25 protein-coding genes are annotated in these 23,173 nt (G+C 37.8%); 13 read left to right on the top strand and 12 right to left on the bottom strand.

The features are described 5' to 3' along the window. Nucleotides 1-87: 87 nt before the first annotated feature. The 7 genes from KTI78_RS02810 to KTI78_RS02840 form a co-directional block, all read right to left on the bottom strand. Nucleotides 88-861: a hypothetical protein gene (locus KTI78_RS02810; RefSeq protein ID WP_262445135.1), complete on the bottom strand. Its 774-nt coding sequence runs from the start codon at nt 859-861 to the stop codon at nt 88-90. 23 nt (nt 862-884) lie between these two features. Next, nucleotides 885-1,283 carry an antiterminator Q family protein gene (locus KTI78_RS02815; protein WP_262445136.1) on the bottom strand — a complete coding sequence of 133 codons (399 nt, stop codon included), beginning with the start codon at nt 1,281-1,283 and terminating at the stop codon, nt 885-887. Further along, complete coding sequence (locus KTI78_RS02820) at nt 1,283-1,684, bottom strand: endonuclease domain-containing protein (protein ID WP_262445137.1); 402 nt, start codon at nt 1,682-1,684, stop codon at nt 1,283-1,285. Before KTI78_RS02820 ends, KTI78_RS02815 begins: the two co-directional genes overlap by 1 nt. After that, nucleotides 1,681-2,616, bottom strand: a complete 936-nt coding sequence (locus tag KTI78_RS02825; RefSeq protein ID WP_262445138.1) for a helix-turn-helix domain-containing protein — start codon at nt 2,614-2,616, stop codon at nt 1,681-1,683. Before KTI78_RS02825 ends, KTI78_RS02820 begins: the two co-directional genes overlap by 4 nt. Beyond that, nucleotides 2,613-2,942 (bottom strand): hypothetical protein, encoded by a 330-nt coding sequence (locus tag KTI78_RS02830; protein ID WP_262445139.1) that lies wholly within the window; start codon nt 2,940-2,942, stop codon nt 2,613-2,615. Before KTI78_RS02830 ends, KTI78_RS02825 begins: the two co-directional genes overlap by 4 nt. A gap of 63 nt (nt 2,943-3,005) precedes the next feature. Beyond that, nucleotides 3,006-3,362, bottom strand: coding sequence for a transcriptional regulator (locus KTI78_RS02835; protein ID WP_086375913.1), 357 nt, complete (start codon nt 3,360-3,362; stop codon nt 3,006-3,008). Between the two features lie 8 nt (nt 3,363-3,370). Continuing rightward, on the bottom strand, nt 3,371-3,592 hold the full coding sequence (locus KTI78_RS02840) for an XRE family transcriptional regulator (protein ID WP_262445140.1): 222 nt from the start codon (nt 3,590-3,592) through the stop codon (nt 3,371-3,373). 129 nt (nt 3,593-3,721) lie between these two features. Here KTI78_RS02840 and KTI78_RS02845 point away from each other — a divergent pair, with 129 nt between their 5' ends. From KTI78_RS02845 to KTI78_RS02890, 10 genes are all read left to right on the top strand, one after another. Further along, nucleotides 3,722-4,510, top strand: coding sequence for a LexA family transcriptional regulator (locus KTI78_RS02845; RefSeq protein ID WP_262445141.1), 789 nt, complete (start codon nt 3,722-3,724; stop codon nt 4,508-4,510). A 212-nt stretch (nt 4,511-4,722) separates the two neighbouring features. Then, nucleotides 4,723-5,163, top strand: a complete 441-nt coding sequence (locus KTI78_RS02850; protein ID WP_262445142.1) for a hypothetical protein — start codon at nt 4,723-4,725, stop codon at nt 5,161-5,163. Then, a complete protein-coding gene (locus KTI78_RS02855; RefSeq protein WP_032052831.1) occupies nt 5,163-5,453 on the top strand; it encodes a hypothetical protein in 291 nt (96 codons plus the stop codon). Before KTI78_RS02850 ends, KTI78_RS02855 begins: the two co-directional genes overlap by 1 nt. After that, the gene (locus KTI78_RS02860; RefSeq protein WP_262445143.1) at nt 5,446-5,769 is read left to right on the top strand and encodes a hypothetical protein; all 324 of its coding nucleotides are present in this window, start codon (nt 5,446-5,448) and stop codon (nt 5,767-5,769) included. The genes KTI78_RS02855 and KTI78_RS02860 overlap by 8 nt, the downstream gene beginning before the upstream one ends. 11 nt (nt 5,770-5,780) lie before the next feature. Then, nucleotides 5,781-6,491 (top strand): hypothetical protein, encoded by a 711-nt coding sequence (locus tag KTI78_RS02865; protein ID WP_262445144.1) that lies wholly within the window; start codon nt 5,781-5,783, stop codon nt 6,489-6,491. A 15-nt stretch (nt 6,492-6,506) separates the two neighbouring features. Further along, nucleotides 6,507-7,472, top strand: coding sequence for a hypothetical protein (locus KTI78_RS02870; RefSeq protein WP_262445145.1), 966 nt, complete (start codon nt 6,507-6,509; stop codon nt 7,470-7,472). After that, nucleotides 7,472-7,768 carry a hypothetical protein gene (locus KTI78_RS02875; RefSeq protein ID WP_206237715.1) on the top strand — a complete coding sequence of 99 codons (297 nt, stop codon included), beginning with the start codon at nt 7,472-7,474 and terminating at the stop codon, nt 7,766-7,768. Before KTI78_RS02870 ends, KTI78_RS02875 begins: the two co-directional genes overlap by 1 nt. Beyond that, nucleotides 7,769-8,053, top strand: coding sequence for a hypothetical protein (locus tag KTI78_RS02880; protein WP_262445146.1), 285 nt, complete (start codon nt 7,769-7,771; stop codon nt 8,051-8,053). Between the two features lie 2 nt (nt 8,054-8,055). Beyond that, the gene (locus tag KTI78_RS02885) at nt 8,056-8,391 is read left to right on the top strand and encodes a hypothetical protein (protein ID WP_262445147.1); all 336 of its coding nucleotides are present in this window, start codon (nt 8,056-8,058) and stop codon (nt 8,389-8,391) included. Beyond that, on the top strand, nt 8,392-8,640 hold the full coding sequence (locus KTI78_RS02890; protein ID WP_262445148.1) for a helix-turn-helix domain-containing protein: 249 nt from the start codon (nt 8,392-8,394) through the stop codon (nt 8,638-8,640). A gap of 289 nt (nt 8,641-8,929) precedes the next feature. On the opposite strand, the gene KTI78_RS02895 is transcribed toward KTI78_RS02890, so the two are convergent. The 3 genes from KTI78_RS02895 to KTI78_RS02905 all read right to left on the bottom strand — a co-directional run bounded on the left by KTI78_RS02895 (nt 8,930) and on the right by KTI78_RS02905 (nt 9,911). Then, nucleotides 8,930-9,250, bottom strand: a complete 321-nt coding sequence (locus KTI78_RS02895; protein ID WP_016141864.1) for a hypothetical protein — start codon at nt 9,248-9,250, stop codon at nt 8,930-8,932. 93 nt (nt 9,251-9,343) lie between these two features. Further along, a complete protein-coding gene (locus KTI78_RS02900; RefSeq protein ID WP_239976348.1) occupies nt 9,344-9,457 on the bottom strand; it encodes a hypothetical protein in 114 nt (37 codons plus the stop codon). A 109-nt stretch (nt 9,458-9,566) separates the two neighbouring features. Continuing rightward, nucleotides 9,567-9,911 carry a hypothetical protein gene (locus KTI78_RS02905; protein ID WP_262445149.1) on the bottom strand — a complete coding sequence of 115 codons (345 nt, stop codon included), beginning with the start codon at nt 9,909-9,911 and terminating at the stop codon, nt 9,567-9,569. Between the two features lie 241 nt (nt 9,912-10,152). On the opposite strand from KTI78_RS02905, the gene KTI78_RS02910 reads away from it, so the two are divergent. After that, on the top strand, nt 10,153-10,746 hold the full coding sequence (locus KTI78_RS02910; RefSeq protein WP_262445150.1) for a 5-formyltetrahydrofolate cyclo-ligase: 594 nt from the start codon (nt 10,153-10,155) through the stop codon (nt 10,744-10,746). 97 nt (nt 10,747-10,843) lie between these two features. On the opposite strand, the gene tpgA is transcribed toward KTI78_RS02910, so the two are convergent. Further along, entirely contained in the window at nt 10,844-11,623 is a 780-nt protein-coding gene (gene tpgA, locus KTI78_RS02915; protein WP_262445151.1) for a trimeric autotransporter adhesin/peptidogylcan-associated protein TpgA, read from the bottom strand. A gap of 57 nt (nt 11,624-11,680) precedes the next feature. Beyond that, on the bottom strand, nt 11,681-19,039 hold the full coding sequence (gene ata / locus KTI78_RS02920) for a trimeric autotransporter adhesin Ata (RefSeq protein WP_262445152.1): 7,359 nt from the start codon (nt 19,037-19,039) through the stop codon (nt 11,681-11,683). A gap of 866 nt (nt 19,040-19,905) precedes the next feature. Here ata and lon point away from each other — a divergent pair. Next, nucleotides 19,906-22,335 (top strand): endopeptidase La, encoded by a 2,430-nt coding sequence (gene lon / locus KTI78_RS02925; protein ID WP_016141871.1) that lies wholly within the window; start codon nt 19,906-19,908, stop codon nt 22,333-22,335. 308 nt (nt 22,336-22,643) lie between these two features. Beyond that, entirely contained in the window at nt 22,644-23,123 is a 480-nt protein-coding gene (gene rlmH, locus KTI78_RS02930) for a 23S rRNA (pseudouridine(1915)-N(3))-methyltransferase RlmH (protein WP_224993159.1), read from the top strand. Nucleotides 23,124-23,173 lie beyond the last annotated feature (50 nt).

Consider the following 23,173-nt stretch of genomic DNA (forward strand, 5'->3'; position numbering starts at 1 on the left):
AGCTTTAAATTATTTTTGGTGCAACACTTATAACTTCGTCACACCATATCACAAATATGCCATATCTCTGCGCGCAATTCAATATTTTTACTCGATTATCATTAAAGTTTGTAATTTTTTATCTAACTCTATATCTGTCTTAGCTCCTAATTCTTTTCTTAATAAATGAACAACTTTATTCGCATTCTTATTTGATTCATTTATTAGCTTGGTTATTAGTGGACTTAATTCTTTTGATTCATTTTTAATATTTTCACCGATTTTTTTCATAGAATTTATATAGCCTTCAGATTCTTTGAGTTTTTCATCAAAATAATTTTTTATTTTAGGGATACGCTCAACACCCTCCCCAAATAATTTAATATTTTCATATTCGTTAGAAGCAATATCAAACAAATTCATAGATCTGGTATTCATAGAAACTAATTTATCAATTTCTCTTTTTTTAACTATTAGTGGGTTAATTTTTTCCTGCAAATCACGAAAATTTTCTATAAAAATTTCTAAAAATTTATATATTTGTTCTTTAGTTGAAGTTTCACAAATGAACGCAGCCTTATCAATTGTTGTACTAAAATCAAGAACTAGTTTTTTCTGTGTATCCCAATTTTGATCCAAATCTGATAGCAATGATTGAAATCCTGTAATCATTTTTGAATAATTTTCGACAAGTTCTAAATAAACATTTTTCCTCGTCTCAGCCAGTCTTGCTTCTTTTTGCAAATGTAAAGACGTTCTCCAAGAGAAATATACGCCAACTCCAATAGCGATACCTCCAATTATTGCACCCCAAATAGTTCCCCATTTTTGAATCTGTGCGGCTTCAATTGTTGCTTGAATTACTGAAATTTCATCTGCCATCAATTATCCCCATAACTTAATTTTCATAGATTTTGGCAAATAGATTCAAGTCTACTATCTAGCCATGTTTCTGCAGCTAACAAATACTTATCAATATTTCTTCGATCAACTTTTGTATGTGCAGCTAAAACAACAATTGGATATCCTTTTAAATAATGAAATTCAATCCATTGGTATAAGTCTGGACGAGATAGTTTTAACTGCATTACTAAATGATCAACTGCAACTAGTGCATCATCACTTAAAGTAACTTGAATACCTTTAGATTTAAATCCCTCTTTTAGTCGCATTAACCCTAAACTTGGTGATTTATAACTTAACTCACTAGGATTAAATGAGGCGTTTCGAGCCCATTTCCCCCATTGTGCAAGCTCATTTTGCATCATTCTAATTGTCGGTTTAATTTTAACTTTGGAATTCATCAATTTTTATCTCCCACCAAATGCTCAATTTGTTTAATCGCCACGCCCGCTTTAACTTGCTCTGTACTGAACCGTAAAACTGTAAAACCCATCATTGCCGCTTCGTTGTATTTCTCCATATCCCCCAAATAACCTTTACCTCTTGTATGTCGTCCACCACTCCAGATACCGCCCTCCACCTCAATTAAAATCTTTTTACCCGTAATTAAAAAATCCGCCCGCCACTTTCGTTTCGGGTGGAATTTATATTCCTGTTCAAAATCAATCTTGCAAGCTTTAAGATGTGTTGCTAATAAAACCTCCCCCACACTTGATTCCCGGATTTGCTTTGCTGAACGACGCTTTTTATTTTTCTGAATAGGAAATAATTCACGATATTCAGCAAGGCTCATTGATGTCATGCAGCCCCCTTTCCATTGAAACCAACCTGAATGAGGTAAGGCATCAAGTTTTTTTGTTGCTCAGGATCGGCAAGTTTTACCGCGATACGTGCAGCCAGTTGTTCATAGCTCTCGTTACCTTCAGCGTATTTGCTTGCAAACTCAGGATGAACAGAAAGTTTTTGAGCAAATGAGTAAATCTGTTTTGAACTTAGTGAATTTGATTCCCCCTGCGGGACTCGAACCTGTGTTCCATTATTTGAATTTTTAATCTGTTCACGTGCTTGGTATTTTCCACATGCGTTGATTAACCAATCTGCAAAGTGGTAATGCATGAGTTCATCACAAAGATTCTTTTCGGCGTTGTAAAGTTCAAATGCTCGTAACTCACGATCGAACCAAGACGCGTTTTTGATCTGCTCGTAAGTTTCCTGATCAGTTGCCAAACGAATTTCTTCACCAAGCTTTTTCAAACTCAACCATGTTTTTTTATTTATAGATTCATCTGATAGATTCCTTGATAGGTTCTGTGTCCCAATATTGGGACTGGTCTCAGTACCGTTTTTGGGACTGGTTGCGGTCCCATTATTGGTACTAGTACCGTTTTTGGAACCAGTACCGAAATTGGAACTAGTTCCGTTAATGGTACTAGTCCCCTTTTTGGGATTGGTTAAATCATTTTCTTCACGGCCCATCACACCAATTAACTGGTAAACCTTAACGCCATTTCCAGTTATTTCACCCGTGAATTTAATAAAAGATCCAGCTTCAAGTTCGTCTAAAACTTTGATAATGGTTTTACGGTTGAGAAGAGTATCTTTAACCATACGTTTAATGCTTGGGTAGCACTTGTGAGACTCACCAGCTCTATCAGCTAAAGCTAATAGTACAAGTCTTTGGCTAGAGGTTTTAACCTCTGCTTTAAAAGCCCAAATGGATGCGTCTAAGCTCATTGATTCCCCTCTTCATTCATCTGAATGAAAGTGCTACCTAAGTAGCGAATGCGTTTAGACCGATACAAACTTGAGATAATTTGCCCAGCATGGCCGAGATAAATACCATGTTTGCCATGTTGATCTATCAGTGCTTGCATAAACTCTTCACGTGTAACAGCAGCATTTTTCTCATCACGATTTTGGCGTGCCAAATTTTTCTTACGAACTTCTAGTAGACCAGATAAAGTTCTCAAAGCAGGCTCATGCCACGACTGATAACTTTGCTGACGCTTTTGCTCGAGCAGATTGTCTTTAGTCGTTTGATTTGATAAATTAGTTTGCATATTCGATTCCTCTAGCCAGTAATTGAATTACTAACCACTCCTGTTCGCGCAGGTAGTGGTTTTTTAATATCCAAGCTTTTCCTTTTGACCACTGATTTCGTCATGAAATAAGTCGTCAACTGTTTCAATACGGTTCATCCAACTTTTAGACATAACTAAGAGTGCTGCTACCCGCTCTTTATCAATGCTTTGATAATCTTTAGGAACTACTTTCAAACCTAAGCAACTCAAGAGTTCGCAAAAGCCCTCAATTTCAGTCAAGCCATTATTTTTCTTGTCGTTTTTCATTCGCGACAATGTGCTTGCGTCTACATTTAAATGTTCTGCAATTTCTACATTCTTATTTGTTGCAAGTGCCTGCAAAATTCGCGATACGTCATTTCTGGCACTTGCAGATAGATCGACTAATAATTTGCTCATGGTGTTTCCTAAGCTGTTTTTGATGTACCTAAAAAGAAATCAAATAGGCTTTCGTGAGTTAGTTTTTGATTGCTTGCGTTAACCATTTTTTGAATGGTTTCCATTCGTGGTTTTTTGCGCGCATGGATTAAATGGGTTTCCATGTATCCATATGAAACTTCTGCTTCTTTACAGAATTTGAGACGGTCACTCTCACTTAGTCCTCGCCAATAGCTATGAAGAGTAAGCATAAATACACCTCACTGGTAATTTTATTCAATAAATATACCCACAAGGTAAATAAAATACAACCTGTTAGGGTATTTATTTTTTCTACCCATTAGGTATTTTTGAGTTCAGCGCTAGAGGTGAATTGGAAAATGAATGAATTAAAGACTATTCATGAAATTAGACTTGGTAATACAAGGAAATTAATGAAAGAAACAGGGCTAACTCGTTCTGAATTTGCCGAAAGAATCGAAATGGCTTATGGGTTGTTGAGTCAATATATTGGAAAGAACCCAACCAAGAACATTGGCGATGAAACTGCTATAAAAATTGAAGAAGCCTTTAATAAGCCTCGTGGTTATTTAGACCAATCTGATAATCAAAGTGAAATTCAAGATCAAGTAAATTCTGCTTCTGTTTTTAAGCAAATAGATATAGAAGCTTTTAAGAAAAAATATAATATTCCTGATAGTGAAGATGCAGTTCTTTTCTCTAGAACTGTAGAAAAACCTTTTGTAATTTCAAAAAGATGGGTTCCAGTAAAGGCTTACAGCAAAATGGGGATGGACGGTTACTTTACAGATATGGGGTATGATGGTAATGCAGGTGATGGATATATTCCGACTCATACTGCAGGTGATCGTTCATACGCAATTAAAGGCACTGGTGACTCTATGTACCCAGCTATACGAAATGGCTGGTACGTTGTATGTGACCCAGATGCAGAATTAACGCCAACTGAATTCGTTCAGGTTTGTTTAAAAGATGGTAGATGCACAATTAAAGAGTTTATTGGTATTCACAATAATGTTTTAAATTTATTAGCTGTAAATGGCGGAGAAAGACTTACATTTGACATGGATGAAGTTGAAAGCATAACCGCAATTACTGATATTGTTCCTCCTAGTCAACATAGACAGCATCATCCCCAAGCCAATTAGGATTTTAAAACATCAAATTTTACGCCCACTTTTTGTGGGCTTTTTATTATCTTTTATTAATTCTACCTATGAAGTAAAGAATTTAAAGATAAATTTCACCTCTCAGGTATTTACTTTATTTTACCTTGCAGGTATATTTTTCTCACAGACAACAAAAAAGCACATCGACTCTTCTACCTTCCGATGTGCTTTTGCAAACTGCGAGATCAATTATGAATGCAAAAGTAATTCCACACAAGCATAAGGTAACAGGCATTACAGCAATTGCTGTACTTGTAGCCCTTGGTTCTTGTGAATATCGTAGCGCTAATTCTAGCGTCCCTTCTAATTACAACTACGAAAGTGAACAAGTAGTTGCCTCTGAATATCAGTTATTAGCTGCAACCAAAACGGGTGAAAACTCAGGTGAAGCTGTAGTACGTATTGATGGCTTTAAGCTAAAAGTGGGCTTTGATTTTCAAGGCGTAAAAGATAGCTACGGCGTAGCAGGATCTGACTTTACAGCTGCTGAAATTACCAACTTGGCCATTGAGTCAGTAACAGACTTGCGCGGCAAGCCATTCAATGACTTTACCAATCGTGATGACCACAGAAACATTAATACCCTTCTGGTTGGCTACATTGATCGTAATAAGTGGGTGGAGGCAATCTGATGAAAAATTATAAATGCCCTACCTGCAATAAAGTTATTCCTGTTGATCGTTCAGAAATTAAAGCTGGTGATGAAGTTTCGTTTTGCAAAGTAACGCAAACTTCTAAATCTGCTCGTTTTTCTTCGAGAGAAGGAATTGTTGAGTGCCGCGAAGGCGATGTGGTTTTAGTTAAATATCGAAAGGAACTTATTCCATTAAATATTAAGGATGTCACTCCTGCAGGAGCTCCCGGCCCGCTTACTTATGCCTTTGTTGGCTCATGTGAATGTGAGGGATCTAATCATGACTAATTTTAAAAAACACCCTGATGGGTACAAGTCTTACTTAGGCCGAGATAACACAGGCATTTATTCGGTGCGTATTGGCTGGACTGTTTATGCATCTAATGCAAACGGCACCGTTCTTTACAAAGTTAAAGATAACGTTAAGACGCCTTTAGACGTAGCTAAGTTCCAATCTGAATATCCGAAAGTTTGGGAAGTACTTACCCAAGAGATCAGCTTTCAACGCAAGAAAAAGCTAGCTATGGATCTTGGTAACTCGCACATCTCATCAATTGACCGCAAAGCTTATAAAACTAAGCGCGGCTTCACTGGCTCAAGATAAGGATAAGAAAAATGACAACTGAAAACTCAAAAGACAACTTACATATCTGGAATGCAGTTAAACAAACACCTACTAATTTTCTTAAAAAAATTGAGTTTGGTTATTTGAAAGGTAAATCGGATATTAACCCTCAATGGCGTTTAATGGCTATGACTCAAGCATTTGGCCCTGTTGGTCATGGCTGGACATACAGAATCGTTAAATTATGGTCAGAGTCTTGCACAGATGGCAGTGTCATGGCTTTTGCCGAAGTAGCTGTAAAAACCAAACTAGATGGCGTTTGGGGTGAGGAATTCTCAGGAATTGGCGGATCCACAATTGTTGATAAAAACAAAAATGGAATTAGTGCTAATGATGAAGGTTTCAAGAAAGCAGTTACTGATGCTTTAGGTGTTGCATTTAAAGCGATTGGTGTTGCCGCTGATGTCTACTTAGGCAACTTTGATGGTAGTAAGTATCTTAATAATTTTGATCAAGCTTTCCCAACAAATGAGCCACAAGCGCATAGTCACAAGCCTCAACGTACTCAGGACCAGCTTTATCAAGATGCTTTGAAAGCAATAAAAGATGCACCTGATACAAACATTTTAAATGCGGCAATTAAGAAGTTTAAAGGCACTACTTATGAATCTGGAATTACTAGAGCATGCCAAGCACGTGCAGATCAAATGGGTTGGGCACCTAAAAACATTACTCAACAAGCACAGTCATTACATCACTAATTAGGAGAGCTATTTATGTCTAATTTATTAAACGCTACTGAAGCATTTGCAGCTCTTCAAAAGGGTAAAACTGTTCTTTGTCGTTCTGCTGGTGGCATGTTGGACTTCGAAGATTTACAGCAATTCCCTGTTTCTGTATTTGTTAAACCGGGTTTTGAATTCTGCATCAAAATCGAAACTATTGAACTGGCGGGTATTACCTTCACGAAGCCTTTGACTATTGATGAATATGAAGCGGGTCAGGATGTTTTTGTTATCAATACATATCTCCCTTCGATTTATATCATAGGATTTGAAACCGCTGCACTCACTGAAGCAATTAAAAGAGGATTTGTTCAACGTGACGCAGAAAATGCCAAGCTTCAATTAAAAGCATTTTCAAAAGTTCTCGGTTTTGAAATCAATAATGATCTAAGTGTTGTTCGCCTTGGAGATGAGCCTAAAAAACAACGAGGTAAAAAAGCAAAGGCTGAACAGCCTGTAGCTATAGAAAAGCCTGTTGAAGTTATCGCTGAAGAAAATAAACAAGCAATTGTTATTACAGAGCAAACTAATGTCACCACATCTGAGGATCTGTTAGTTCCAGAAGCTAACGAGCCTAAAATAGATCCAGAATATCAAAAGACACTTGATACCTTACTGCAACGAGTTAGGGAGTCAAAAAAACCTGAAGAGGTAAATGCAGTTTATCGCTATACGCGCACTTGGTCTGACAAACAAATGGAGCCTCTCCTTCTTGCTACTCACAAGCGACTTGAAGAACTTGAAAAAGCTAAGGCACCAGCTAATGAACCACCATCATTAATGGTTCAGATCCAGACTGCACCAGACCTTACAACACTTGATGCACTTGAAATTGATGTTGCAGCTCGTGATCCACAGATTCAACCAAAGCTAATGGGATACGTAAGAAAGCGTAGAGCTGAATTAGAAAACCCACCATCTAACGAACCAGACTACCTACTGGAGAAACCTTTCTAATGTCGAAACAGATTACTCCAGAGTTTCTATTCGAGCCAAAGCTGCTACCCCAGCAGCTTTTCGAGAAGTTCATTGTTTTCAATGTGAATGCAGGTTATCGCGGAAGAGGCACACCGCACGGCGTGAACCTGATTAAAGGCAATAAAGCCACCCTTACCTTGACCGACAAAGGTGAGATGAACAAAGCAGCTCAAGAGCGCTACAAGTTAATGCTTTTGAAATATTTCAAGGAAGGTCGCTCTGCAATGGATGAGCTGAATCATGAAGTTAAACGTATTTATAAGATGGTGGCGTGAATGAGTAAAGTTATTGGTGAAGTAAATTTGAACCCTAACCGTATTGAAGGCACACCAGCTGAAGTAGCAGCTCATATCTTTCAAAATATTATTTGCCCAAGTACTGAAGAGCTACTTAAAAATAATCCTGAAGCAGCAAAAGTATTTGCTTATCACATTTTTGGTTTAGCTCTGTCTCAGTTTGCTGAGTTTCAATCAACTAAGAATTTTGAAAAGACAGTGAACGTTACCCTGAATAATTTAGTGATGCGTTTGAAACAAGAACGCAATGAATTGAGGAACTAAAAATGTCATACCAAATTCAACCGGTTGAAGTGCCAAATGATTTAAATAGTAACTGGTTCCATCCTGATATAGAGCAGCATGACACTATCAGTGAAAATTCAGAATTTTATACTAAGGAGCAATGGGTACAGCTTCAAAAAAACCTAGGTGTAGAAATACTTATTGAGCGATTGGATTATTGGGATATTCCTGAAATTCCTGAATCAGACTGTGCCGACTGGTCAAAATGGAAACCTCAAGCTCCAACTGAAGATGTTTTTCTAATAGCAGCTTTTGATTCTGATGATGGTCCTATTCTTTGGTGGGCAAAGCCTAAAACGATTGTGGAGAAAAAATAAATGAAAGTTGTTGATAAAGATGCTGAAATTGAAAAGTTCAATTCCGCTAACGATGATGCAGAATTTTCACCAGAATCTATTGCAGCTATCCTTGATGTTTCGACTTCATGGTTGCAGAAAAAGCGTTGTGAAGGTGGCGGCATCCCCTTTTCAAAAGTTCACTATCGAAAAATTTTTTATAAAAAAGCAGATGTGTTAGCTTATATAGAACGGCAGCGCATCCAATCAACATCACAAATGGCGGTTTAACCGCCTTTTTTATTGTAAAAATTTAGTAGGCAAACAATAGGCTAAAAACCAATAAAAATAGGCAAATTAGATAAAATAGGCAGATAGTAGGCAAATAAAGTATATTATCGTATCATGAGATGCACTTTAGTATTTTTTCAGGTATTTTAATTAAAATACAAATACTTAAAAATACTTTTCATATGTTTTTAAATACTCTAGTATCGTTTCATATTGCTATAAAACCCTTGTTACCCGAGAACTCATCGGGTTCAGGGTAACGACACATGCAGCGGCATCTTCGGAGCATTTATTTTTCATTGTTGTTCAAGCACTGTTCATACCAAGCTGTCTGAAAATCTTCTATTGCTTTTCTTTTAAAGAAACCAGTTTTAAATACTTTGGCAGAATAAGCAGAATTAATTAAATCTTGATAAAGTTGTTTTGCTTCTGGATCTTCTAGGCCATTCGCTATTTGCTGCAAGTCTTCAGATGGAACTTTTTGTTGACGTGCCTCCATCACAGTATAAGCAACCTTTCTTACTACATTGCAAATTTGCGGATCACTTACCGTTTCATCCGCATAACAACCACAAGCCAAAAAACTAAGAAAAAATAGTTTAAACTTCATACACCTACCTTATTTTTATAACTTTAAATTAATTAAAGAATCTTATTAATAAAAAAGAAATAGTGATTTGATCACTATTTCTTTGAAAGAGTTTTATGCGGGATTAATTATATAAAAATAAATAACAAGACCCACTAAAATGGTTGATGCAATGGTTAAATAGGTTCCAACCGTATTAAAACTCTGTAAGAACTTTAAGATTTCCATATCTTGATCCCCAAACTATTACTTATTTAAGACAAAAGAAAATTTATCACAAGTCAATAATGCCAATCAATTCACACTTATCGGATTTTTTGAGACAAAATAATTAAATTTATTGATTACATTTAATCCCGAAAGCATTCTTATAGTAGTCGGTTGCACTTTTCAGATCAGATAACAACTTTTCTTCAGTATAAGGTTTAGGCGAAATTTTTATTAAAGCGGGCATGTATTGAGTTTTATAAACCTCAGGATAGTCATGACATAAAATTTTGACTTTAACGTCTTGAGGTGTATTTGGGTTATCTAACTGATCTAAAAACTCTCCGATTTTACGATCTGACTCTTCAAATTGGGCTTTATAATCAACTTCCGCTGCTTCAGGTTCTGCTTGTTTTGTGCAACCACCAAGTAGCATTAAAGTGCTGATAGTAAGGGTTAGAATTTTTAACTTCATAGGCTTAGTAATACTGCAACAATCTTTTAAATATACTTAACCTTATTAAATGTAAATAAATACTGGTAATGCGTAAAGAAATAGAAATTTTTACCTTTAAATAAAATGTGTCAGATCACTTTATGATTATTAATCCAATGAATTTAAGGTGCTTTTCTAATTACTCTTCTATTTCCATAAAGCTGTCAAAAAATAGGTATAATTTTGCACGACTGATCTCTAATTTCTTTAGATTTACCCCATGAATGAACTCAGCTTTATTAGAAAAAATTTAAGATCTAAAAGACGTTCTTTAACTTCATTTGAACAAAAACAAGCTCAGCTTGGTGTTCTTCATCATCTCAATACCCTTCCTATTTTTCATTCTTCAAAAAAAATTGGCCTATATTTACATGCTTTTGGTGAGGTTCATACAGAGCTTCTCATAGATCTATGTTTTAAAAAGAATAAACAAGTTTATTTACCGATGATTTGTTCTATGAATCAAAAATTAGTCTGGGTAAAAATATCTAAAAATCAATATATAAACCGACGATTTTCACATCATCCATTGGGCATGAAAGAACCTATGGCAAGTAGAGCAAAGCATGTGTCTTCTCTTGATTTATTACTTATGCCACTTTTAGCCTGCGATCAATATGGTACGCGTATTGGTATGGGAGGTGGTTATTATGATCGTACCTTGGCTACTGCAAAACATCGGCCTTATCGCTTAGGAATAGCTCATCAATTTCAATTTATTGAACATACTCTAAAACGCCAAAGTTGGGACCAACCCTTAGATGCCTTACTTACCCCACAACGTTTTTATTATTTTAAAGATAATATTAGATAATATTTATGTAAAAATTAAAATCAGTCTTAATTTTTCGTGTTTCTAAAATCATAAAAGCAACCACCCTGAGGATGGTTGCTTTTACGTGACAGACCGTTTACCAAGTAATGTTAACACGTCTATTTGGTGCTAAACACTGAATGAGTTTTGCATTATTGTTACCTGAACACTGTTGGTATAAATCGGTCTGGCTATTCGCCTGAATTTGAATACGATTCGGATCTATCCCCTGTTGAACAAGTAACTTCGCAATCGTATTTGCACGCTGTGATGACAATTGATGGTTGTAACTGAATTTACCTAATGGGTCAGCAAAGCCAGAAACAATAATCGGCTTCATTGATGGGCTTTTTTTGATCTGTTCAGCAACTTTCTCAAGGTTATTCGTGCTTTGATCAATCGCTTTAGCATCAAAACGATCAAAGGCAAATAATACACTTGCTGTATGTTCGCTTATTAACTTAGTCTGTACTGGCATTTGGTTATTTTCACCCCAAGCCATCAAACCTTCACATGCTTCACCCTTCCAAGATAAACGTTCTGCTAAATATTGTTTATCAAAATCAATACGCAACTGACAGCGTTGGTATTGATTACTTTTAGGGACGCGGATATCCAACACATAGTTCCAAACTTTTACCGCAAATACCCCTTCGCTAAATTGTGGATTTCCTAATAAAGCTCGAATTTGGTCTTTATTTAATCCTGAATCTAAGCGCGCAACATCTTGGTATTCATAGCGCTTTACTTGCTTAAGGTAACTTTTTTCGATAGCTGGGAATTTAATTTCCTGTTGTTGAGCTGGCTCATTTGCAGAAGTTACCACTGAGAAACCAGCAAGAGTTGCCACCACTAAGCTTTGGATTGTTTTGTTCATCTCTTTACTCTCTTTATATGTTGACTAGGGAGAGGCGTTGCTCTCCCCACCAGTTTCTTAGTTAATGACACCACTGATACCAACACGAACACTTGGTTCACCTTGTGAAGCTGCTGCAACACCACCAGTAATTGACCAACGACCATTGTCAGAAGTCTTACGTAATGTCACACCAACTGCATTTTCACCGCCATGATATGCAGCACCTACTGCATAAGTATATTTACCTGCAACGAATGGTGCATTTTCTAAAGCCATAGCTGCAGCAATACCGGCATTGGCTTTTTTCTCAACATCATCAATACGTTTATTGGTGTCATAGAACACTTGTTGTAACTGGTCACCCAAGTTATTAATTTTATTACCAAGGTCTTGATTCGACTGGTTTAATGTGCCAATGGCATCATTAATATTGTTCTTACCAGTACCACCAATATTGTTAGTAGTGATTGAGCCATCTTTAGGATCAATCGTGGTATTTCCACCAATACTATTCTTGATGCTTTCAGAGATTTTATGGATTTGCCCACCATTTACAGCTTGGTTAGAATCCTTTTTAATTTCTCCATTTTTTACACCCTGTACAACACGGTTACCGTCTTTTCCAGCCATGTTAACGCTAGTACCACCGGTGTCTTTACCAACAGTAATTTCACCATTTTGTGTTTGCTGTTGAACCAGACCAGATTTACCTTTAGAGATGTTGTCAATATTGTTCTGAATGTTATTAATGTCAGTCGAATTTTTATCGACTTGTTTTTGAACATTCCATAATTGACCACCATTAACCGCATCTTTAGAGCCTTTTTCGACTTTACCTTCAGCAACATTCTTCAGGCTGGTACCTTTATCACCACCACCTAAAGTCACTGAGTTTTTATCGACATTGCCATTTTTATCTTTGTCATATTGGACAGCCTGATCAGATAGTTTGCCAACATCTTTGCCGATTTGATCTTTAACATCGTTAATCTGTTTGTCTAACTGACCTTTGTTCACTGCATCTTTAGCATTTACACCATCTGCAACATTGGTAATTTTCTTACCACCTGCATCAATGCCATTAACTGTAATGCTTGGACCACCTTTGATGATTAATCCTTGTTGGTTCAAGACATGACCACCGACATTTACACTGTCGAATTTCACATCTTTAAGCATTTCAATTTTCACGCCATCTTCAGTTGTACGGGTAATAATATTTTCACCGCTCGTTTTATCTTCAGCAGTTTTCGCATCAGCCCCACCAACAATATTTATGGTGTCGCCCAACTTACGATGCACAGCCTTACCATTGGTTGCCTTTTGATCATTTGCACCAAAGTTAAGACCTTTATTCGCCAGATCATTTACGCCATTAGTCACTTTGTCATCTACAGACTTAATTGCATCATGAACCGTGTTTTTACCCGTTCCACCAATATTCTGGGTAGTAATACTGCCATCGGGATTAACAACCGTATTCCCACCCATACTATTTTTGATGCTGTTAGAAATCTTATGAACCTGACCGCCATTCACAGCATCTTTAGAATTTTGCGCGATTACACCATCAGCTACATTCGTAATTTTCTTACTACCAGCATTAATGCCATCTTTGGTGATACTCGGACCATTCTTTATGGTTAAACCATTATTATTGAGTACGCTATCACCAGTAGTCACGCTATCTAAAGTTAGATCTTTCTTGGTTGAGACTTCATAGTTTGTACTACCATCTTTATTAATAGTTTCTTTTACGACAAGGTTATTGCCTTCAGATACCGTGCTTTTTGCTTTAGTTGCAGTATTTTTAACTTCACTAATTGCATCATTAATATTGTTTTTACCTGTTCCACCAATATTATTGGTAGTCAGGCTGCCATCCGGATTAACAACCGTATTTCCGCCAATACTATTTTTAATACTGTTAGAAATCTTGTGAATCTGACTGCCATTTACTGCTTCTTTTGATGTCGCTGAAATATTGCCAGCTTTAACATTATCTAAAACCGTACCGTCCTTACCTTTTAAGGTAACCTTGTCTTTAGTTTTGACATCGTCATATTTCACTGCTGCATCATCAGTTGCATTTTGCTTGGCAGCAAGATTGTCCAACTGACCTTTGTTCACGGCATCTTTGGCATTTACACCATCAGCTACATTGGTAATTTTCTTACCACCTGCATTAATGCCGTCTTTAGTAATGCTTGGACCTTCTTTAATCGTCAGACCATTATTGTTCAAGGTCGTGTTGCCAGTCGTTACGCTGTCAAACTTCGAGTCTTTTAATAACTCAATCTGAATACCGTCTTTGGTCGTACGGGTAATAACATTCTCACCACTGGTTTTAGCCGCTGGCGTTGAAGCTGCTGCTCCACCCACAATGTTTAGCTTCTCACCTAATTTACGGTGTACGTCTGCTCCACTATTACCAGCAAAGTTCAAGCCCTTGTTTTCAAGCTCGCTCTTGGTGCTGTCAATCTTGGTGTTCAGCTCAGACTTGGTGTCTTTAATCTGAGTCGTGAGCTGATCTTTTGTATTATTTAACTTGGTGTTGGTGTCCGTGATCTGGTTGCCCAAATCTTTCTTGGCATCATTCAAGTTCTTGTTGGTATCAGCAATCTGGTTACCCAAGTCTTTTTTCGTATCATTCAACTTGGTGTTGGTATCAGTAATCTTGCTGTCCAAACCAGTTTTAACTTTAGTTAACTGGTCAACGTTTACTGCATCTTTACCATTTACACCATCAGCTACATTGGTAATCTTCTTACCACCTGCATTAATGCCGTCTTTAGTGATGCTTGGACCTTCTTTAATCGTCAGACCATTATTGTTCAAGGTCGTGTTGCCAGTCGTTACGCTGTCAAACTTCGAGTCTTTTAACAATTCAATCTGAATACCATCTTTGGTCGTACGGGTAATAACATTCTCACCACTGGTTTTAGCTGCTGGCGTTGAAGCTGCCGCTCCACCTACAATGTTTAGCTTCTCACCTAGTTTACGGTGTACGTCTGCTCCACTATTACCAGCAAAGTTCAAGCCTTTATCAGTAAGGTCATTTACACCATTGGTTACTTTGTCATCTACAGATTTAATTGCATCATTGATGTTGTTTTTACCTGTTCCACCAATATTATTGGTAGTCAAGCTGCCATCCGGATTAACAACCGTATTTCCGCCAATACTATTTTTAATACTGTTAGAAATCTTGTGAATCTGACTGCCATTTACTGCTTCTTTTGATGTCGCTGAAATATTGCCAGCTTTAACATTATCTAAAACCGTACCGTCCTTACCTTTTAAGGTAACCTTGTCTTTAGTTTTGACATCGTCATATTTCACTGCTGCATCATCAGTTGCATTTTGCTTGGCAGCAAGATTGTCTAACTGACCTTTGTTCACGGCATCTTTGGCATTTACACCATCAGCTACATTGGTAATTTTCTTACCACCTGCATTAATGCCATCTTTAGTGATGCTTGGACCTTCTTTAATCGTCAGACCATTATTATTCAAGGTCGTGTTGCCAGTTGTTACGCTGTCAAACTTCGAGTCTTTTAATAACTCAATCTGAATACCGTCTTTGGTCGTACGGGTAATAACATTCTCACCACTGGTTTTAGCTGCTGGCGTTGAAGCTGCTGCTCCACCCACAATGTTTAGCTTCTCACCTAATTTACGGTGTACGTCTGCTCCACTATTACCAGCAAAGTTCAAGCCCTTGTTTTCAAGCTCGCTCTTGGTGCTGTCAATCTTGGTGTTCAGTTCAGACTTGGTGTTAGTAATCTGAGTCGTGAGCTGATCTTTTGTATTATTTAACTTGGTGTTGGTGTCCGTGATCTGGTTGCCCAAATCTTTCTTGGCATCATTCAAGTTCTTGTTGGTATCAGCAATCTGGTTACCCAAGTCTTTTTTCGTATCATTCAACTTGGTGTTGGTATCAGTAATCTTGCTGTCCAAACCAGTTTTAACTTTAGTTAACTGGTCAACGTTTACTGCATCTTTACCATTTACACCATCAGCTACATTGGTAATTTTCTTACTACCAGCATTAATGCCGTCTTTAGTGATGCTTGGACCTTCTTTAATCGTCAGACCATTATTGTTCAAGGTCGTGTTGCCAGTCGTTACGCTGTCAAACTTCGAGTCTTTTAATAACTCAATCTGAATACCATCTTTAGTCGTACGGGTAATAACATTCTCACCACTGGTTTTAGCCGCTGGCGTTGAAGCTGCTGCTCCACCCACAATGTTTAGCTTCTCACCTAATTTACGGTGTACGTCTGCTCCACTATTACCAGCAAAGTTCAAGCCCTTGTTTTCAAGTTCGCTCTTGGTGCTGTCAATCTTGGTGTTCAGTTCAGACTTGGTGTTAGTAATCTGAGTCGTGAGCTGATCTTTTGTATTATTTAACTTGGTGTTGGTGTCCGTGATCTGGTTGCCCAAATCTTTCTTGGCATCATTCAGGTTTTTGTTGGTATCAGCAATCTGGTTACCCAAGTCTTTTTTCGTATCATCCAACTTGGTGTTGGTATCAGTAATCTTGCTGTCCAAACCAGTTTTAACTTTAGTTAACTGGTCAACGTTTACTGCATCTTTACCATTTACACCATCAGCTACATTGGTAATCTTCTTACCACCTGCATTGATACCGTCTTTAGTGATGCTTGGACCTTCTTTAATCGTCAGACCATTATTGTTCAAGGTCGTGTTGCCAGTCGTTACGCTGTCAAACTTCGAGTCTTTTAACAATTCAATCTGAATACCGTCTTTGGTCGTACGGGTAATAACATTCTCACCACTGGTTTTAGCCGCTGGCGTTGAAGCTGCCGCTCCACCCACAATGTTTAGCTTCTCACCTAATTTACGGTGTACGTCTGCTCCGCTATTACCAGCAAAGTTCAAGCCCTTGTTTTCAAGCTCGCTCTTGGTGCTTTCAATCTTGGTGTTCAGCTCAGACTTGGTGTCTCTAATCTGAGTCGTGAGCTGATCTTTTGTATTATTTAACTTGGTGTTGGTGTCCGTGATCTGATTGCCCAAATCTTTCTTGGCATCATTCAGGTTCTTGTTGGTATCAGCAATCTGGTTACCCAAATCAGTTTTCGTATCATTAAACTTTTGATTTAAATTCGTAATATTTTGGGTATTTTGATTAACACGACCATCCACATTTTTAAGCTGACGAACTGTAACCGCATCTGAGTCTGCTGACCCATCTTCAACATTGGTAACACGGCGCTCTTTTCCTGCGGAACCAACAGAGATCACACCATTAGACATAGATGCGTCGCGATTTGTAAGAAATGAATTTCCTTTAGCTTGGGTTGCAACAGCATCTTGACCAAGCGCAACACTATTTTCAGCTTCTACTCGGCTACGTGCACCTAACGCAACACCACCACTCACCATAGACTGAGCATTTTGGCCTACAGCAACAGCGTTTTCTTGATCAGCAATTGCACCACCACCAATTGCGGCTGAGTTTTTACCTGCAGCTTTAGCATTTTTACCAATAGCTGCTGCATTGTCACCAGTTGCTTGAGCACCGCTACCAATTGCAGCTGAGCTATTTCCAGTTGCTTTCGCCCCTTCACCAGGATTGTTACCTGAACCAATTGCTGTTGAATTTATACCAGAAGCGAATGAGTTAATCCCCATTGCCGAAGCACCATCACCAGTAGCTTGTGCAACAGCACCAAATGCAGCTGCACCTTTACCAGAGGCATTTGACATGACACCAAATGCAGAGGAAGCATCGCCAGTCGCTTTAGAAGTCATACCAAAAGCAGAAGAAAATGCACCTGTACCTACAGCCTGAACACCAACAGCTGTTGAACCATGATTGGCTTCTGTTGTTGGATATTGACCAGCTTTAAGTACACCACCCGTAATTTCAGTATAAGTTTTACTTAATTCAGCATCACGTGCGATTTTATCAACATCATCACCACCAATTGCTACAGATGAGTTACCACGGGCAATCACGTCTGCACCAATCGAAATAGACTGATCTCCAATTGCTTTGGTCTGATCACCAATTGCAATCGATTGATTACTATTGACCCCTTCAGCACCTTTGGTCGATGCGTTACGGCCAATAGCTACATCACCACGACCTACGGATTGGCTACTACTTCCCATTGAAATAGCACCAGAACCTGAAGCTTGTGCATTCCCACCTACTGCTACTGCATCACGCCCCCTTGCAGAAGCATTAACACCCACTGCAATAGAATTAAGTCCAGTAGCGCCATCATTTTCAAAGTTGCCGCCTTGCTGACCATAATCATTAATACTGACATAGTGGGTACGAGCAGCTTTTAGCTGACGAATTGTAGCGGCATCTGAATCAGCTGCACCATCCGCAACATTCTGAATACGGCGTTCATTACCAACATCACCAACAGACAATACACCAGTTGGTGCAGGTTTTTTAGTTAAAAAACTTGCGCCAGTTGCTTGAGTTGCCTTTGAATCTTTACCCAGAGCAATACTATTTTCTGCTTCTGAACGAGCCCCTTTGCCGATGGCAACCCCACCTTCATAAGCTGCTTCAGCTTGGTCACCAATTACAACGGCATTATCTTTTTGAGCTTTTGCCCCAGTACCAATTGCTACTGACTTTTTACCTTTTGACTCTGAAAAAGCACCAAGCGCTAAAGCATTTTCTTCTGTAGCAACAGCACCGCCACCAAATGCAATTGAATCTTTACCTGTGGCTTTCGTTGCCATTTTAGGTTGATAAGCTGCGCCAGCTTGCCCCGCCACAGCGTCTGCATTTTCAATATCAGGTGAACCAATAGCAATTGAGCGATAACCTTCTGCTGTTGCAGAGTGGCCAATCGCTAATGACCCCTTACCTGTCGCTGCTGCTACGTTACCAATTGCTTGTGAAAAATCAGCAGTTGCAGCTGACTGACGCCCAACTGCAAGAGCAGTGTTTCCAGAAGATAATGCTCCAGTGCCAATGGCAACCCCTGAAATACCTTGAGTCGTTGCATAAGAACCAATTGCGGTTCCCAAGCCTTTCTCAACTACGGCTCCCGTACCAACACTCACAGATCCTCCTTGTTTAAGTGCTCCTGCATAAGGACCTGTTGTGTTGTTATATGGGTTATTACGGTTTGCAATATTTGAGCTTGTTCTATCTTGAGTTTGAGCTCCACAACCAATAGCAATATCTTTTGTATTTGCAGTATTAGCACCACCCTCACGACAAGAAGTAGTACCGGAAATAGAAGTTCCGGCCCCAAGTCCTCCCTCTGTATTTGTCGCTGCAAAAGCAGTAGCAGAAAAACTAATTGCTCCCACCAAAATAGCAGCCGATACATTTAAAGTTTTTGATTTAGTCTTTGTTTTACCTTTCGCAAGTTCAGATGTTGCAACCCATGCTCCGATCGAAGCATTCCAAACTACTTTATATACTTTATTCATAAAACTTCTCAGACAAATATCAAAAACAAGGACTACTAAAAATGTTGTTAAAAAACATTCTTAGTTTTTTGTGAGCGGAAAAAAGAGGCGGCATCCTAATGGAATAAATTTTTAAGGTAAATGTAGAGTTGGGGAAATAGAGTAAAAACGAGATATATATCACAAAATAATAGAATTAATACAAATATTAAGCATTTGATTATTATCAAAAAAAGATAAATTAAGTTTAAAATGTATCTAAATGTTCACATTAAGTAACTTTGAGTAACAATAGAGTATATACTCTAAAAAAATAAAAATTAATGACGATAAATTAGTTTATATAAATAATTTATTTTCCAATTAATATACAAATGATCTTTTAATTAAAATATTCAATTTTATTTATTAATAAAAAATAAAAAAACCAACAATATATGCACTAGAGATGGTTTATTTTATCTCACCACATTAGACTATATACTCTAAAAATTATTAATTAAGATTAAACAAAATAATAAATTTTAAATACGCTATTTTAGTGATTGTTATAAATTACCCAAACACATCTATAAACTTTTATCTTAGCATTAGCTACTTTCTTCTATAGCGTTTTTTTCATTCAATAAAAACTATTAAATAATAACCCTAAGCACATGACTTTAATAAAAAATATAGATAAGATTATTAAATTTAGATGCTTTATTGATATCAAAATAGTTTTATTGTTCAACTCTATTAAACCAATGATTTTCTTATTTTTTCAAAAAAAGTTGACTAAATTAGTCATTTTTTCCACATTTTCTCTAGTAAGGCCCTTGTAATTTTTAAAATACACATCACTATAAAAAACATGGCAACCTCGTTGTCACTCATTAGGAGTGCCCATGTCTGAACTTATTATGAATGAAAAAACTGACTTAGAGCCTCAGGTTCCAAGTGTATTACCACTTTTAGCGTTGCGCGATGTCGTGGTTTATCCACACATGCAAATTGCGTTATTCGTGGGTCGTGAAAAATCGATCAATGCAGTTGATGTGGCTCGTAACAGTGACAATTTAGTATTTGTAGTTGCGCAAAAAGATTCGCTTACAGAAGAAATTGATCACGATAACCTTTATCAGTACGGAACTGTCGCTAAGATTGTTCAAGTCGTAAATCATGAGAATGATGAAAACTGTATTAAAGTACTTATTGAAGGTTTACATCGCTCTAAACTTGAAAAAATTATCGATGAAGATAGTCATTTGACTGCTGAGCACAGCTTAAGTCCAATGACAATTAACGTAGATAAAGCTACTCAAGAAACTCGTTTGCAAGAGTTACGTACTTTATTTGCTCAATATGCTGAAGCAAAATTACGTAATGCGCGTGAACTCGTTGCTGCGGCTAATAAAATTGAAGACTTGCTACAACTCATGTTCTTCGTAGCAACACGTGTGCCTCTAAATATTGAAATTAAACAGAAGTTTTTAGAGTACGATGAGTTTGAAGCACATTTGCAAGAGCTGATGAACTACTTGGTAAATCAATCTGCAGAACAGCAAATTGAACAAACTTTGCATGACAGCGTAAAACGCCAAATGGAAAAAAACCAACGTGAATACTTTCTAAATGAAAAAATGAAAGTCATTCAACGTGAACTTTCCGACATGAATGGCGGTGCTGAAGATGACGTTGCTGAAATAGAGAAACGTCTTGCTGAAGCTGATTTACCTGAACACGTACGTAAAAAAGCTGAAGCTGAGTTCCGTAAGCTTAAAGCAATGCAACCTGCCTCTAGTGAAGCTGCTGTTGTACGTAACTATCTAGAAGTAATTTTAGATACGCCGTGGAATAAAGCGAGCAAAGTAAGTATTAACCTTGCGAAAGCACAGGAAATTCTCGATACCGATCACTACGGCTTAGATGACGTTAAAGATCGTATTGTTGAATACTTAGCTGTTCAGTCACGTGTTAAAAAGCTCAAAGGTCCGATTCTATGTTTAGTAGGCCCTCCGGGTGTAGGTAAAACTTCACTTGGTGAGTCTGTAGCGAAAGCAACAGGTCGTGAGTTTGTTCGTATGGCACTCGGTGGTGTACGTGACGAAGCTGAAATTCGTGGTCACCGTCGTACTTATATTGGTGCGATGCCAGGTAAAATCGTGCAATCTTTAACAAAAGTTGGCGTGAAGAACCCATTGTTCTTACTCGACGAAATTGACAAGATGGCGCAAGACTACCGTGGCGATCCTGCTTCTGCATTGCTTGAAGTATTAGATCCATCACAAAACAATAAGTTCAACGATCACTATTTAGATCTTGATCTTGACCTATCTGAAGTGATGTTTATCTGTACTGCAAACAGTATGAATATTCCAGAAGCATTGCTAGACCGTATGGAAGTGATTCGTCTACCGGGTTATACCGAAGATGAAAAAGTTAACATTGCTGAGCGTTACCTTGTTCCAAAAGCAATTAAGAACAATGGACTACGTGCAAAAGAGTTAACAATCCATGAAGAAGCGATTCGTGACATTGTTCAACGCTACACACGTGAAGCTGGTGTACGTAATTTAGAACGTGAAGTGTCTAAAATTGCACGTAAGGTAGTAAAAGAAGCCGTAAGTAAAAAGTCTAAAAACTTACAGCTTGATGTGACTTCTGCCAATCTTCCAGAATACTTAGGTCCACACAAGTTTGACTTTGGTATTGCAGAAGATGAAGCTCAAGTAGGACGCGTCAATGGTCTAGCTTGGACATCTGTAGGTGGTGAGTTACTTACTATTGAAGTTGCAGCTGTCAAAGGTAAAGGTAAATTCATTACGACCGGTTCACTCGGCGACGTTATGAAAGAATCTATTACCACAGCAATGACTTTAGTACGTACACGCGCTGATGAATTAGGTATTGAAGCTTCTCGTTTTGAAGAAACTGATGTACATGTTCACTTACCTGAAGGTGCAACACCAAAAGATGGTCCATCTGCTGGTTTAGCATTAACAACTGCGCTTGTATCAGCATTTACAGGTATTGCAATTCGTCCTGATATTGCAATGACTGGTGAAACAAGCTTAGGTGGTCGTGCAATGCGTATTGGTGGCTTAAAAGAAAAACTTCTTGCAGCACACCGCGGTGGAATCAAGCTTGTCTTTATTCCTCAAGATAACGTTCGTGACTTGGCAGAAATTCCTGCGAATGTTAAAGAAGGTTTGGAAATCAAAGCTGTGAAAAGTATTGATGACATCTTACCTTTAGCATTAGTTTCGATGCCAAAACCTTTGCCTAAAACACCGATTGTGAAACCGGTGGAAGGTTCAAAAGCAGCACGTCACTAATTAAAAATAAAAAAGAGAGAGCTTCGGCTCTCTTTTTTTTGTTACACAATTTGATTGAAAAATATCCAACCATCCTCATAATAGGTATTAAGAGTATTTAATTACTTTAAGTATTCTTCGTTATCTCTTCTTTTATAGATAACCTTGTTTTTATTCTCTATGATCATCTGAACTCCAGACAGATGATCATTTGATCGCAGTCCAACACAGTTTTTTGGACTGCGTTTTTTATGCCTGTCTTTTAAGATCATCAGATGTTTTCATTCCTCAGGTATAATGCGCCAGCTGTTTTTGAATGAATAGATAATATGAAAATTCGTATTCTGACCATTGGTCAAAAAATGCCTGCTTGGGTTCTTACTGGTTTTGAAGATTATTTCAAACGCATCCAACCTTTTGTTCAAACCCAAGTCATTGAACTGCCTATGGCCAAACGTGGTAAGAATGATTCAGAAGCAGATATTTTAAAATATTGCCAAGTTGAAGGTGAAAGTATTTTAAATGCTTTAAAACCAAATGAAACTTTAATTGCACTAGAAGTTGGTGGTCGTGAACTCAGTACAGAAAAATTAGCTGAGACAATGAAACAGTGGATGCTTGAAGGTAATGATGTAGCTCTCGCAATTGGCGGCCCAGATGGTTTATCAGATCAAGTACGTAAAGCTGCCGCATGGCATTGGTCACTTTCAAAACTTACGATGCCTCACCCTTTGGTACGTGTTTTATTAATCGAGCAACTATATCGGGCGATGAGTATTAATCATAATCACCCTTATCATCGTGCATAAAAGGAACAAACGTTTCATTTTAAGAACAATCCGTTGAAATCTGGATACTT

Source organism: Acinetobacter sp. WU_MDCI_Abxe161 (genome assembly GCF_025514355.1).
Classification (GTDB): domain Bacteria; phylum Pseudomonadota; class Gammaproteobacteria; order Pseudomonadales; family Moraxellaceae; genus Acinetobacter; species Acinetobacter pittii_E.

Excerpts from the sequence above, each read along its gene's own strand:
- KTI78_RS02810 (WP_262445135.1), bottom strand. The coding sequence starts at position 861 with ATGGCAGATGAAATTTCAGTAATTCAAGCAACAATTGAAGCCGCACAG.
- KTI78_RS02815 (WP_262445136.1), bottom strand. The coding sequence starts at position 1,283 with ATGAATTCCAAAGTTAAAATTAAACCGACAATTAGAATGATGCAAAAT.
- KTI78_RS02820 (WP_262445137.1), bottom strand. The coding sequence starts at position 1,684 with ATGACATCAATGAGCCTTGCTGAATATCGTGAATTATTTCCTATTCAG.
- KTI78_RS02825 (WP_262445138.1), bottom strand. The coding sequence starts at position 2,616 with ATGAGCTTAGACGCATCCATTTGGGCTTTTAAAGCAGAGGTTAAAACC.
- KTI78_RS02830 (WP_262445139.1), bottom strand. The coding sequence starts at position 2,942 with ATGCAAACTAATTTATCAAATCAAACGACTAAAGACAATCTGCTCGAG.
- KTI78_RS02835 (WP_086375913.1), bottom strand. The coding sequence starts at position 3,362 with ATGAGCAAATTATTAGTCGATCTATCTGCAAGTGCCAGAAATGACGTA.
- KTI78_RS02840 (WP_262445140.1), bottom strand. The coding sequence starts at position 3,592 with ATGCTTACTCTTCATAGCTATTGGCGAGGACTAAGTGAGAGTGACCGT.
- KTI78_RS02845 (WP_262445141.1), top strand. The coding sequence starts at position 3,722 with ATGAATGAATTAAAGACTATTCATGAAATTAGACTTGGTAATACAAGG.
- KTI78_RS02850 (WP_262445142.1), top strand. The coding sequence starts at position 4,723 with ATGAATGCAAAAGTAATTCCACACAAGCATAAGGTAACAGGCATTACA.
- KTI78_RS02855 (WP_032052831.1), top strand. The coding sequence starts at position 5,163 with ATGAAAAATTATAAATGCCCTACCTGCAATAAAGTTATTCCTGTTGAT.
- KTI78_RS02860 (WP_262445143.1), top strand. The coding sequence starts at position 5,446 with ATGACTAATTTTAAAAAACACCCTGATGGGTACAAGTCTTACTTAGGC.
- KTI78_RS02865 (WP_262445144.1), top strand. The coding sequence starts at position 5,781 with ATGACAACTGAAAACTCAAAAGACAACTTACATATCTGGAATGCAGTT.
- KTI78_RS02870 (WP_262445145.1), top strand. The coding sequence starts at position 6,507 with ATGTCTAATTTATTAAACGCTACTGAAGCATTTGCAGCTCTTCAAAAG.
- KTI78_RS02875 (WP_206237715.1), top strand. The coding sequence starts at position 7,472 with ATGTCGAAACAGATTACTCCAGAGTTTCTATTCGAGCCAAAGCTGCTA.
- KTI78_RS02880 (WP_262445146.1), top strand. The coding sequence starts at position 7,769 with ATGAGTAAAGTTATTGGTGAAGTAAATTTGAACCCTAACCGTATTGAA.
- KTI78_RS02885 (WP_262445147.1), top strand. The coding sequence starts at position 8,056 with ATGTCATACCAAATTCAACCGGTTGAAGTGCCAAATGATTTAAATAGT.
- KTI78_RS02890 (WP_262445148.1), top strand. The coding sequence starts at position 8,392 with ATGAAAGTTGTTGATAAAGATGCTGAAATTGAAAAGTTCAATTCCGCT.
- KTI78_RS02895 (WP_016141864.1), bottom strand. The coding sequence starts at position 9,250 with ATGAAGTTTAAACTATTTTTTCTTAGTTTTTTGGCTTGTGGTTGTTAT.
- KTI78_RS02900 (WP_239976348.1), bottom strand. The coding sequence starts at position 9,457 with ATGGAAATCTTAAAGTTCTTACAGAGTTTTAATACGGTTGGAACCTAT.
- KTI78_RS02905 (WP_262445149.1), bottom strand. The coding sequence starts at position 9,911 with ATGAAGTTAAAAATTCTAACCCTTACTATCAGCACTTTAATGCTACTT.
- KTI78_RS02910 (WP_262445150.1), top strand. The coding sequence starts at position 10,153 with ATGAATGAACTCAGCTTTATTAGAAAAAATTTAAGATCTAAAAGACGT.
- tpgA (WP_262445151.1), bottom strand. The coding sequence starts at position 11,623 with ATGAACAAAACAATCCAAAGCTTAGTGGTGGCAACTCTTGCTGGTTTC.
- ata (WP_262445152.1), bottom strand. The coding sequence starts at position 19,039 with ATGAATAAAGTATATAAAGTAGTTTGGAATGCTTCGATCGGAGCATGG.
- lon (WP_016141871.1), top strand. The coding sequence starts at position 19,906 with ATGTCTGAACTTATTATGAATGAAAAAACTGACTTAGAGCCTCAGGTT.
- rlmH (WP_224993159.1), top strand. The coding sequence starts at position 22,644 with ATGAAAATTCGTATTCTGACCATTGGTCAAAAAATGCCTGCTTGGGTT.